This window comes from Solihabitans fulvus, assembly GCF_008386585.1.
GTDB lineage: Bacteria > Actinomycetota > Actinomycetes > Mycobacteriales > Pseudonocardiaceae > Solihabitans > Solihabitans fulvus.
This window is the reverse complement of record NZ_VUOB01000061.1, coordinates 105,553-117,173: the sequence shown is the minus strand read 5'-3', so window position 1 is coordinate 117,173 and position 11,621 is coordinate 105,553. Positions and strand designations below refer to the sequence as shown.

General features: G+C 70.7%; 10 protein-coding genes. 5 read left to right on the top strand and 5 right to left on the bottom strand.

The window, feature by feature from the left end; all coding sequences use genetic code 11:
- Positions 1 to 64: 64 nt before the first annotated feature.
- The gene (locus F0L68_RS30385) at positions 65 to 1,249 is read right to left on the bottom strand and encodes a hypothetical protein (RefSeq protein ID WP_149853287.1); all 1,185 of its coding nucleotides are present in this window, start codon (positions 1,247 to 1,249) and stop codon (positions 65 to 67) included.
- A 333-nt stretch (positions 1,250 to 1,582) separates the two neighbouring features.
- On the opposite strand from F0L68_RS30385, the gene F0L68_RS30380 reads away from it, so the two are divergent.
- Complete coding sequence (locus F0L68_RS30380; RefSeq protein WP_149853286.1) at positions 1,583 to 1,930, top strand: hypothetical protein; 348 nt, start codon at positions 1,583 to 1,585, stop codon at positions 1,928 to 1,930.
- Between the two features lie 38 nt (positions 1,931 to 1,968).
- On the opposite strand, the gene F0L68_RS30375 is transcribed toward F0L68_RS30380, so the two are convergent.
- Entirely contained in the window at positions 1,969 to 3,954 is a 1,986-nt protein-coding gene (locus F0L68_RS30375; protein WP_149853285.1) for a tetratricopeptide repeat protein, read from the bottom strand.
- Between the two features lie 314 nt (positions 3,955 to 4,268).
- Between F0L68_RS30375 and F0L68_RS30370 the strand changes: the two genes are divergently transcribed.
- The 3 genes from F0L68_RS30370 (at position 4,269) to F0L68_RS30360 (ending at position 6,923) form a co-directional block, all read left to right on the top strand.
- Positions 4,269 to 4,763, top strand: a complete 495-nt coding sequence (locus F0L68_RS30370) for a DUF3592 domain-containing protein (protein WP_149853284.1) — start codon at positions 4,269 to 4,271, stop codon at positions 4,761 to 4,763.
- Between the two features lie 356 nt (positions 4,764 to 5,119).
- Positions 5,120 to 5,830 carry a helix-turn-helix transcriptional regulator gene (locus F0L68_RS30365; RefSeq protein WP_188316915.1) on the top strand — a complete coding sequence of 237 codons (711 nt, stop codon included), beginning with the start codon at positions 5,120 to 5,122 and terminating at the stop codon, positions 5,828 to 5,830.
- A gap of 82 nt (positions 5,831 to 5,912) precedes the next feature.
- Complete coding sequence (locus F0L68_RS30360) at positions 5,913 to 6,923, top strand: aldo/keto reductase (RefSeq protein ID WP_149853282.1); 1,011 nt, start codon at positions 5,913 to 5,915, stop codon at positions 6,921 to 6,923.
- Between the two features lie 46 nt (positions 6,924 to 6,969).
- Here F0L68_RS30360 and F0L68_RS43785 read toward each other — a convergent pair whose 3' ends face one another.
- The 3 genes from F0L68_RS43785 to F0L68_RS30345 form a co-directional block, all read right to left on the bottom strand.
- Positions 6,970 to 7,518: a hypothetical protein gene (locus tag F0L68_RS43785; RefSeq protein ID WP_149853281.1), complete on the bottom strand. Its 549-nt coding sequence runs from the start codon at positions 7,516 to 7,518 to the stop codon at positions 6,970 to 6,972.
- A 229-nt stretch (positions 7,519 to 7,747) separates the two neighbouring features.
- Positions 7,748 to 10,699: a glycoside hydrolase family 3 C-terminal domain-containing protein gene (locus F0L68_RS30350; protein WP_149853280.1), complete on the bottom strand. Its 2,952-nt coding sequence runs from the start codon at positions 10,697 to 10,699 to the stop codon at positions 7,748 to 7,750.
- 184 nt (positions 10,700 to 10,883) lie between these two features.
- Positions 10,884 to 11,312 carry a nucleoside deaminase gene (locus F0L68_RS30345; protein WP_149853323.1) on the bottom strand — a complete coding sequence of 143 codons (429 nt, stop codon included), beginning with the start codon at positions 11,310 to 11,312 and terminating at the stop codon, positions 10,884 to 10,886.
- Positions 11,313 to 11,422: 110 nt separating this feature from the next.
- Here F0L68_RS30345 and F0L68_RS30340 point away from each other — a divergent pair, with 110 nt between their 5' ends.
- Positions 11,423 to 11,620 carry a hypothetical protein gene (locus F0L68_RS30340; protein ID WP_149853279.1) on the top strand — a complete coding sequence of 66 codons (198 nt, stop codon included), beginning with the start codon at positions 11,423 to 11,425 and terminating at the stop codon, positions 11,618 to 11,620.
- The last annotated feature ends 1 nt before the right edge of the window (position 11,621 follow it).

Genomic DNA, 11,621 nt, shown 5'->3' with positions numbered 1-11,621 from the left:
CGCCGCAGTCCCGGCCGGTGGGTTCGGCCGAACTCGTGGCTGAGTTCGGCCGAATCCCCGGTCCTCAGACCGCTGCCAGGTACGTGGCCGAGTCCATGAGGCCCGACGCGCCGTCCGACGACCAGTCGACCCTGCGCGGCGGCCACGGGAACGGCAGATGGCCGGGACGCCCGTTGGTGCCGCAGAACCCGTCCGCCGCGTACGCGCCGCTCATGGACAGCTGACCGGGACCGGGCGCGGTGCCGATGGCCAGCGGACCGCCGGGGCCGCCCAGCTTCGGCTGGCTCACCGGAAGCGGCGACGACCAGCTGCCGGGCGTCGGCGACGCGACGTCGAGCATCGACCCGTCGTTGCCGAACACAAAGACGTCCGTGCGGCCGTTCGGCCCCGCGACCACGGACAGCTCGGCGCCGGCCGGGGCGATTCCGGCCGGGCTGATCGGGCGGGGCTCGTCGCCACCGCCACCCGGCGCTGGGTGCACCTGCCAGAGCGCGCCGTCGATGCCGAGGTAGAACAGCGCGACCGGCGCATTGGGCGCGGCGACCACGCCAAGTCCGCCGCCCGGTCTCGCGGTGCCCGGAGCGGTCAGCCCGGAGCCCTGCCACTGCCCGCCGACGGTGCCCCACGCGGCGTTGACCTCGCCCTTGGTGTCGACGGCGAACTGGCCGATCTCCTGGTTCACCACCACGGTGGCGAACTCGTAGTCCCACCACCAGCAGCAGGGCGGCGGTGGCGGCCAGCAGCAGATCCACGGCGGGCGCCAACCCGTGCCGCAGAAACCGTCGTCGTAGTCGTACGCCACGCGCAGCCCGCCGTTGCTGTCGACGATCGACAGCAGCACCGCGCCGCCCTGCGCGACGGCGGTGAGCGTCGTGCCGGGTTTCGCGAAGCCGCCCGAGGTGAGCGGGGCCGGTCCCTGCCATGTGTTGGACCCCGCGGAGCAGGCCTTGTCCACGGAGCCGTCGTTGCCGATGGTGTACGCGGCCACCTGGCCGTTGGTCGTGCGCGCGGCCGCGACGGGCGCGCCGGGCGGCGCGAGCTTGGCCGGCCCGATCGGGGCCGCGGGCGAGGTCGGGGTGTAGCCGTAGAGGGCCCCGTTGGTCGCGACGAACACGGCAGTGGGCTGGGACGCCGTCGCCGCGAAGCCGATGGGAGTGGCGCCGGCGAGCAGGCAGCCGACCAGAGTCAGCGTGCCGGCGCTCAGCACGACCAGTACGCGGCGGAGCGCCGAGGTGGGTGATCGAGACATCTGGATCTCCTTTCGGCGGATTCCAGGTCGGAAATCCGCCAGTTCCAGGTCTAGTCAGGCCACCGCCTCGGTTTATGACACTTCTTGCCAATCCGCCCGCGTGGGTCCGGCAACCGGGATGGGCGGGTCGTCCTCGGGTGGGAAAGACCAGTTGGGACGAACTTGATCGACCGTTCGTCGTAAAAGTGAGTCCGTCCGCCGACCTGTGGAAGGAATCGGCCATGCGAGGGACGGCGGCTGGTCCAGGATGTTGCCTTCACCATTCTCGGCGGGCCGAGCTGGGCGTCATCACCGAACCCGACCCGTGGCACACACAGTCGTGAAGGGATTTCAGTGGCCCCCTACCCACCTGCCGGCACCGTGCTCGGGCGCGTCCCGCGCACGACCACGGCGGACAGCGCCTTCGACCCGCTCCCCTACCGCCCCACCCAGTGGCCGAGCCAGCCAGGCGGCCTGCTGCGCACCGCCTCCACCTCGCGCTCCTACCAGGAGGAATGCGCGCCCGGCCTGCCCTGCGCGCCGCTGCCCGACGTGATCACCCCGAGCTGGTCGCAGGCCGTGCTGCTGCCGCTGTTCGCCCTGGCCCTGGTCGGCATCGGCGCGCTGGTCGGCGTCGCGACCGCCCTCGTGCTGCTCGGTCTCGGTCTCGCCGCGCGGCTGCTGTACTCCCTGCGCGCCTAGCACCGCGCCAGACACTCCCTGCCTGGCCTAGCCCCGCGCTAGACCAGGCAGGAACGCGGCTGGCCCACGGCCGCCGCGCGGCGCCCGGCGGCCCGGAGGGCGATCCCCCGGTTGTGCAGCAGGTCGGGGTCATCGGGCGCGTGTGCCAACGCCACGGTCAGGTCGGCGACGGCGGCCAGGTGGTCGCCGGCCTCGTGGTGCAGGGCCGCCCGGCCCGCCAGCGCGACCACGGATCCAGGGTCCGCGGCGAGCGCCTGCTCGAACGCGGCGCGGGCGTCGGCGGCATCCTCGATCAACAACCCCTTGGTGGCCAACAGGTCCGGGTCGCCGGGATGCCGGGCGAGGCCCTCGTCAACGTGGCGACGCGCGGCCGCCTCGTCCCCGGACTCCAACAGGAGCGTGGCCAGGGCGACGCGAGCGAGTAGGTCGGCGGGCTCGAGCTCCAGCACGTAGGCGAGGTCGGCGACGGCCTCGGCCGTGTTGCCCAGTTCGGCGTGCAGGTCCGCGCGGTTGTAGTGCAGCTCGGCGATCGGCGGGGTCAACTCGACGGCCCGGTCGTAGTCGGCCAGCGCGGCCGCGTGCTCGCCCCTGCGACGCAGGATCGCCGCTCGGTCGACGTGGTACTCCGGGTAGTGCGGATCGGCCTCGAGCACGGCGGTCAGGTCGGCGAGCGCCGCGTCGAGGTCGCCGAGGGCGGCGTGCACCTGGGCTCGGTTGTGCAGCAGCACCGAGCGGTGCAACCGGTGCCGGTCCGGTCCGAGTTCCCGATCCAGGCTCGCCAGCCCGTCGTCGACCAGCGCCAACGCCTCGGTCAGGTTGCCGAGGTTGGCCTCGATGAGGGCGAGACCGTTGCGGCAGAACACCGTGTGGAACGTCCTGGCCGCCGGGTCGCCGGCCAGCGCGCCAGCCGCGATGGCGTCCTCGATGTGCGCCCTGGCCAGGACGTGGTCCCGCCGAGGATGGAAACGGGTGTGCAGCATGGCCAGCGCGTAGCCGGTGAGCAGGCGCGTCATGGGATCGTCGTGGCGGGCGCGGAGGTCGCGGTAGATGCGCTCGGCCTCGTCGGGGCGGCCGAGCACGGCCAGCGCGGTGCCCGCCCGCGTCGACGCCCGAAGATACTGCTGGGGCTGGGTGTCCGGGTCAAGGAGGTCGCGGCAGCGCAGGGCGCCGTCGAGGACCGCGTGGTAGTAGCCCATCGACAGACACCAGTCGAACGCGACGGTCCACGCGGCGACGCCGGCGCCGGCCGGGTCGGTGCCGCGTTCTCGGTGGTAGGGCACGGCGCCGAGCCGCGCGGGCCAGTCGCCGAGGGATTCGAGTTCGGCGGCCCGCCGGTCGTGCAACGCCGCGCGAAGCGCAGCGTCCGCGCACGCATAGGCCGCGATCTCCGCCGGATCGTCGGTGGTGCCGTCGGAGTCGACGTGGCGGCGCACGAGGTCCGCATCGTCGGCGTGTGTGGCCGGTGCCGGCCGGACCGCGATTGTTGCGGTGTGCTCGCGCAGCGCGGCGGCGAACGAGTCGGGCAGGTCGGTGGTCGCCGTGCCGACCAGCACGCGCGTGCCCGGCGACGCGCGGCGCACCAGGATGGCCAGGAACTCCTGGTCGGTGGGGTCGGCGGCGTGCGCGTTGTCGAAGAACAGGGTCAGCGGCCGGAGTTCGGCGCAGCCCGCGACGAACTCCACCAGCCCGTGTGCCAGCCTGCGGGTGCGCAGCGGCGAGTAGAACCTGATCCGTTCCTCGGGAATCGCCAGCGACGTCAGCGTTTCCGGTGGCGCGCCGAGGGTTTCGCGCAGTTCCGGCGCGACGGACAGGATCTCGACGAGGTGGTCGCGGACGAGCCGAGGCGAGTTGTCGCGCGCCAGCGGCACCAGCGCGCGGACGAGCGCGCCGGCGCCGCTGTACGGGCCGCGCAGCCTGCGGTGGCAGTCGACCCCGAGGTGGTTCCCGTCGATCCCGGTGGCGGCGCCGGCCCGGTCGGCGCGGCGCGCGCCGACGAGCCAGCCGTGCCGGGCCGTCACGGACACCAGGCGTAGTACAGCGTGCTGGCGCTGGCCAGCTTCACCGGTCCGGTCCTGCGCGCGACGATTCTCCTCATGCGGTCTCCCCCAGTGTCGTTTGCACAGCCGAAACTGCCATCAGGGGTGTCGCGGGGCATGGGGGCCGGATCCCCATATTTCGGGTCGGGTCGATTCGTGTACTGGTCGGGGCCGACGTTGCCGTGTGGCGAGCCCGTGCCGTTACTGCGCGTTGCGGGCACGAGAAGGAACGACGTGATGTCCCAGGCATTTACGCGCCATTGGCGCAGATTGGCCGGCAAGTCGGACGTAGGCTCACGGCCGTGACTACCGGTTCTGTCCGTCAGCGCGGTGACTTTGCCCGCGATCTAGTGGTGGCGTTCGTGGCGGCCTGGGTCCTGGTCACGGCGGCCCTGGTCGACCTCCACATGACGTCTCATCCAAGCGCGGTAGCTGAACAGGCGCTCTACGAACACGGAATCCACAGCGAGGCAGTGGTGACCGAGACAGAGCCGGAGAATCGCAACACTGTCCACTACGAGTTCCACGCCGCCGGGCAGACCTACGCACGGGTCGGGTCGGCGGACCCGCCTAACCCGCTAGCGCGCGAACTCAGCGTCGGGAATCGGATCAGGATCGTCTACGACTCCCGTGATCCGAACCAGTCCTGCGCCTGCGAACCACGAAAGTACAGCACAGAGCTCGATGTCGTCGGCATCGTGATCCGCAGCACCATCGTCGCGATCGTCGTGGGTCCCACGGTGGCACTCGTCCGGCGAGCGCGACGGCGACGGAGGTCACGAGCTCACCGGAAGTAGATCCACTTGAGGCCAGCACCGCGGCGGTGGCGGTCGCCAGCAGCTTCCGATGACCTCGAACATGCTGCCCTGAAACAGGATCCGGTCTCTGGCGGTGACGGCGTCGGCGGTGGTACTGCGAGGGAATACGGCTGAGTGGGTCCTTGCCGTGTAGATCTGTGGGTGGCGCTGAGGTGATCGAGGGTCTCGGGCGGGTGGCCGCGATGTGTCGGGAGACGCTGGGTGACGGGCGGGGAATCAGACGTCCTCTGGCGGAGGATTCGTCCCTCGACATTGTCGAGATCACCTGTTGTGACGATCGGCGGTCGTTTCGCCCGCCGGTCTTGGTTTCCGGGCCCGAGGCCAGGGTCACGCGGATGCTGTTGGTCCGCTCCGGCGGGTTCTTGGCGCGGGTCAACGGCCGTGAGGAATTCACCGACCCGGTGACGGGATTTGTGCTCCGCCAGGGCGATGAGGTGGCCTTCGCCCACCCGGCCCACACCCGCGACATCAGCACGATGCTCGATCTCGGCCAGGACGTCTACGGCGACCTCCTGCCATCGGCCCAGAATCCTGTCGTACCGGTTACCGCCGCGCTCGACCTGGCCCATCGGCGGCTGGTCTCCGCCTGCCGGGCGGGGATTGACCGCTTCGAGGTCGCCGAGCGGGTGCATCACCTGCTCACCACGGTCCCCGCCCCGCACACTCCGGCACGGACCGGGCGGCGCGCGGCCACTGTCCAGGCGCACCGCAGGCTGGTCGACCACGCGCGGGCGGTGTTGATCGACGGGCCGCTGACGGTGAGCCTGGAGGAACTCGGCCGTCAGGTGGGCTGCTCCCCCTTCCACCTCAGCAGGGTGTTCCACCAGGTCACCGGGCAGACCCTCAACCACTACCGCAACCAGCTACGGGTCCGCGCCGTGGCCGAAGACCTCGCCGACGGACACTCCTCGCTGCGGACGCTGGCCACCACCTACGGCTTCGCCGACCAGGCCCACCTGACCCGCGTGTTCCGACAGCACACAGGACAGGTACCCAGCGCGATCCGGGTGATGCTGAGACCGGCCAGCCCGGGTGAGTGGATATGAACAAGAATCTTCTACGCCACCGCGGTACGCCTACGTGATGATCATCAACATGAAGACGCTGGGCTAACTGAGAGGCAACTTGGTGAAATACCGCACTATCGGCGCTGACCCGGCGACGCGGCGCGAGGTGAGCGTGCTCAGTCTCGGCGCGATGTTGTTCGGCACGACCATCGACGAGGAGACGTCGTTCGCGATTCTCGATCGGTATGTCGAGGCGGGCGGCACGTTCATCGACACCGCGAACAACTACGCGTACTGGAACACCGGCAGCCAGGGCGGGGAAAGCGAGGCGCTGCTCGGCCGCTGGCGGCGCAGCCGCGGCGTCGGCGAGGAGATCACCATCGCCACCAAGCTCGGCGGCCGGCCGACCGTCACCACCGAGCCGACCGGCTCCACCAGCAGGCTGATCCCCTCCGACGGCGTTGAGGGGGTGAACGCCAAGGTGATCCGGGAGGCCTCGGCCGCCAGCCGCGAGCGCCTCGGCGTGGAGAGGCTGGACCTGTTGTATGCGCACATCGGGTTCCCGGACGCGCCGTGGCAGGAGATCGTTGAGGCGTTCGGCGCACTAGTCGCAGACGGCACGGTCGGCCTGCTGGGCGCCAGCAACCACTGGGCGTGGAGTGTGGAGCGGGCCAGGAACCTGGCTGCCGCCGCCGGCCTGCCCGGCTACGAGGTCCTCCAGTACCACCACAGCTACCTGCGGCGGCGGGGCGACCTGCCCAGCAGGCGCTCCCCGGACGGGGAGATCGGCACGGTCTCTGGTGACCTGCTCAGCTATGTGCGGGCCGAGCCCGGCCTCGCGCTGGTCGCCTACTCCCCGCTGCTGGGCGGCGCCTACGTACGCCAGGACAAGCCCCTGGACGCCGGCTTCGACCACGCGGGCACGCCCGCCCGCCTCGCGGCGCTGCACCAGGTGGCCGACGAAACCGGGGCGACCCTCAACCAGGTGGTGCTGTCCTGGCTCATCGGCGGCGAGATACCGGTCATCCCCCTGGTCGGCGCGTCCTCGGTGGCGCAGCTGGAGGAGAGTCTGGCGGCCGTGGACCTGGAGCTGACCGGGGAGCAGCGCGCCAAACTGGACGCGGCGCACTGAGCCTCTCCGTAACGGTTGGCGACGGTGAGTTGCGGGTGAGCTGAGTTCAGCGCTGACTCTGGCGCTTGAGGCTGACCGTGGCAGTGTTGCGGATCCGCTTGGTGCGGCCGTCTTCGGCGAGGATCTCGATGGCGGCGGTGCTCGACTCGACGGCGGCCTTGAGTTGGAGCCAGTCCGACGCTGCGAGCAGGTCGTCAGGGCGCCAGGACAGGGTGAGCGTGATGGCGCGGAAGAGCGACCACTCATGCAGGCGTCGAGTGAGGAAGGAATGGCCGATCACGGCCTGCGCCATAGCCTTGGACCACTTGGCGTAGGCAGGGTCGAGATGGAGGTCAGCGGCTCGGCGGTCCAGGTGCCGCAACACGGCGGACTGAGCCATCGTCTGGTCCGGATCACTGAGGACGTGGCTGATCAAGTCGACCTCGTCCGCTTTAGCGACCTGCTGCAGCTGATCGAGGTAGGCCGCGAAGCGGGCGTGCTCGTCCGGCTCCTGCACGATGTCGTGGGCGTTCATGCGGCGGGCGCCCTCCCGAACGATCTCGTCGATCAAGGAGCCGGACTGGGTGGAACCGTCGTCGGTGACTCCGCTGAGCACGGGTGTACCTTCCCGACCCGCGCTGCGAACGCGGGCCTACTCGGTAACCATCACAGGATCATTCGGGAAGGTACGCCTCCGCGTTCCTCCGGAACCGATCCACAAGTCCTGAGCAATGCTCGCGACTGCACCATCTGAAGATCACACACAGCCACCGCACGTTACCGAGAAAGGCTCAATGACTGTTCGACAAAGCGACGCCCAGTCGAACGCCATTGTGTTTGGAGTTCTAGGGCAGCCGCCAGGTCTGGGCGTTGGTGCCGTTGCAGTCGTAGAGCTGGAGTTGGCTGCCTGGCGTGGTGTTCGCGGCCGGCACGTCGAGGCAGCGCCCGGACTGGGGGTTGCGCAGCGCGCCGTTCGGTTGCGGCTGCCACACCTGTGCCCCGGTCCCGTTGCAGTCGTAGAGCTGCACCTTGGTGCCGTTGAGCACGCCGCCTCCGTTGACGTCCATGCACTTGCCCAGCGCCCGCAGGGTGCCGTCCGCGCCGACGGTCCAGGTCTGCGCCGCACTGCCGTTGCAGGTGTAGGTCTGGACGCTGGTTCCGTTGGCGGTGCTCGCGTTCGCGACGTCGACGCACAGGCCGGCGATGCCGACGATCGGGCCGGTTCCCGGGATCGGGCCGCCGCCGGTGACCGGGAGGTCGCCGGCGAGCGGCAGGTTCGCCGAGGAGTCGCCGAGCATGATCCGGTAGGTGCCCGACGGCGTGACCCAGCCGTGCGTCGCCACGTTCCAGTAGGCCAGGTCCTGCGCGGTCACCGTGAACTGCGCGACCTGGCTCTGTCCCGGCGCGAGGTCGACGCGCTGGAAGTGCCGCAGCTGCTTGGGCGGCTCGCCGGTGCCGCCGGGGTGCCCGACGTAGAGCTGCACCACGTCAGCGCCCGCGCGCTGCCCGGTGTTCGTGACGGTCGCGGACACCGTGGCCGAGCCGTCCGCCCCCGGCGCGGAGATCTGGAGGCCGCCGAAGGCAAAACTGGTGTAGGACAGGCCATGCCCGAAGGGGAACAGCGGGGCGATGTTCTTCGTGTCGTACCAGCGGTAGCCGACGCCGAGGCCCTCGGAGTACTGGACCTGGCCGTTGACACCGGGCCACTGGGCCGCGGTGTTCGCCGGCACGTCGGCGAGGCTCTTCGGGAAGGTCACCGGGAGCTTGCCGGACGGGTTGACGTCGCCGAAGAGCACCGACGCGATGGCGTTGCCGTCCTCCTGGCCCGGGTACCACGCCTCCGCGACCCCGGCGACCTGGTCGACCCACGGCATCGTCACGGCGGAACCGGTGTTCAGCACGACGATCGTGTGCGGGTTCGCGGCCGCCACGGCGGCGATGAGCTGGTTCTGCTGCCCAGGCAGGTCGATGCCGGTCAGGTCGCCGCCCTCCGACTCGGTGTCGCTGGCGAACACGACCGCCACATCGGAGTTGCGGGCCAGGTCGGCCGCGGCGCCGATCGGCGAGGAGCCGGGCGGCTGCCAGCCGAGCGTGACATTGCTGCCGCCACCGTTCTGGTAGTAGTCGACCTCGATGGGCACCGGCTGGTTCGCGGTGAGGGTGACCGTGCCGGTGACGGTCAGGGGCGCGTGGTCGCCCCAGTTGTCGATGATCCGTTGTCCCCCAACCAGAAGCCGGCTGCCGTCGTCGCTGTTGAGCGAGAAGGTGTAGCTGCCGCTGACCGGCGGCGTGACGGTGCCGGTCCACTTCGCCGACCAGCCGGTGCCGCCGAGGCCCTGGCCCGGCGAGCCGCCGTGGAAGTCGAAGTCGACCGTCGCGTCGGTCTTGGTCAGCACCGGGGAGCCGGACATCGTCATGTTGCCGAAGTACTGCCCGGTCAGGCCGCTGCCGCCGCCCGTGGCGGGGCGCAGCGCATTGGTGGGGACGGCGGGCAGGCCGTTGTTGCTGACGCCCTGGGCGTACTGGACGTTGACGCCGCTGCCGGCGCGGTCGCGGATGCCCTGCAACGGCGTGACCACGTAGGGCGCGGTGACGCTCGCGCTGCCGCCGCCGCTGCTCTGCGCGTGGCTGCCGGCGTCGTCGCCGATCACGGCGACGGAGTGGAGTTTCGTGGTGTCAAGGGGAAGCGCGCCACCGGCGTTCTTGAGCAACACGGTGCCCTGCTCGGCGACCTGCCTGGCCAGCGCCGCGTGCTGCGGCGAGGTCACCACGGCGCCGGTCGAGCCGGACGGCGCGCGGTCGAACAGGCCGAAGCGGAACAGCTGTCGCAGGATCCGCCGGACCATGTCGTCGAGCCTGGCGCGCGGGACCTGCCCGCCCTGGACGGCTGCCTGGAGCGGCGCGCCGAAGTAGCCTGCGTCGGGCATCTGTTGGTCCAGGCCGTTGTTGGCCGAGTTCACCGTCGAATGCGTTGCGCCCCAGTCGGAGGTGACGAAGCCGGTGAAGCCGAACTGGCCCTTCAGCACGGTGTTCTGGAGGTAGGGGCTCTCGCACGCGTACGGGCCGTTGACGCTGCTGTAGGAGCACATCACCGACGACGCGCCGCCCTGGGTGACCGCGGCCTGGAACTGTGGCAGGTAGATCTCCTGCATGGCGCGCTCGTCGACGATCGCGTTGTCGGCCGGGGTGTTGCGGTTGGTCTCCTGGTTGTACACCGCGAGGTGCTTGACCTGGGCCAGCACGCCCTGCCCCTGCACGCCCTGGATGTAGGCGGAACCCTGTTGGCCCGCGAGGTAGGGGTCCTCACCCATCGACTCGAACGCCCTGCCCCAGCGCGGATCCCGGACGATGTTGACCGTCGGGCCGAGGTTGACGTTGGCGCCCTTGCCGGCTTCCTCCGCGCCGATCACGTCGCCGTACTGGCGGGTGAGCGCGGTGTCCCAGGTGGCGGCGGCCGACACCGAGGCGGGCAACTGGGTGACGCCGGTCAGGCCGTCGGCGACGCCGCCGGGGCCGTCCTCCAGGTTCATGGCCGGGATGCAGAGCCGGGTGTTCGCCGGCACGTTCCCGACGTAGGGGCCGCCGGCTCCGTGCACCATGGTGATCTCCTCGCCGATGCTCATCAGCGCGAGAACCTGGTTGACGCGTTGCTCGACCGGCGCGGTCGAGCCGACCCACGGACAGGACGCGCTCGGCGTCCCCGGTGGCGCGGCGGCCTCGGCCGCGCCGGTCAGGAGGCCGCCGCCGAGGGCTGCCGCGGACAGGGTGGCGAGCAGTAACCGAGGCGTCGTTGCCATCGAAACCCTCCGGCAGGGACCGGGTGTGAAATTTGTTTCGCACCACAGCAAATCGCCGGCGGCGAGGGGTGTCAAGCAGCCATCGGGGGCTACCGGGGTTGCGGACAGCGACCGTCGACGGTCACTCCGACCCGATGTCTTCCGACCACAGCTCGGGACGCGCCGCGATGAACGCGGTCAACAGTCACTCCGACCCGATGTCTTCCGACCACAGCTCAGGACGCGCCGCGACGAACGCGGTCATCAGCTCGGCGCATTCGGCGTCGTCGACGATGGTGATGGCGACGCCGTGCTCGGCCAGCCAGTCGTGTCCGCCGGAGAAGGTGCGCGCCTCGCCGATCACCACCGACGGGATGCCGAACTGGCGGACGAGGCCGGCGCAGTACCAGCACGGCGACAGCGTGGTGACCATGATCGTGTCCCGGTAGCCCGGCCGCCTGCCCGCGTCGCGGAAGGCCGCCGTCTCGGCGTGCGTGGACGCGTCGCCGTCCTGCACCCTGCGGTTGTGTCCCCGGCCGAGCAGCGTGCCGTCGCGCCCGAACAGGGCCGCGCCGATCGGGATGCCGCCCTCGGCGAGGCCCGCCCTGGCCTCCTCGACCGCGACCGCGAGCATTCGCCGCGCCTCGACCGGCGTCACCTCGGACTCGCCCACGCGTTCCTCCACCCCGGACTGTTCGATCGCGCCGTCCTGGAGGAGTATCGCTCCGGAAGACGGAGGTGGCCATGAGGCGTTGGGGTCTGGTCGTGATCGGCGCGGTGCTGGTGCTGCTCGGCGCGGTGTGGGTGTTCCAGGGGCTCGGCTACCTGGCCGGCAGCTTCATGACCGGACAACGGCTGTGGACGGCGATCGGCTCGCTCGTGGTGGTCGGCGGGCTGTTCCTGCTGGTCCGAGGCGTCCGGAACGTCCGCGCCCGAACTTAAG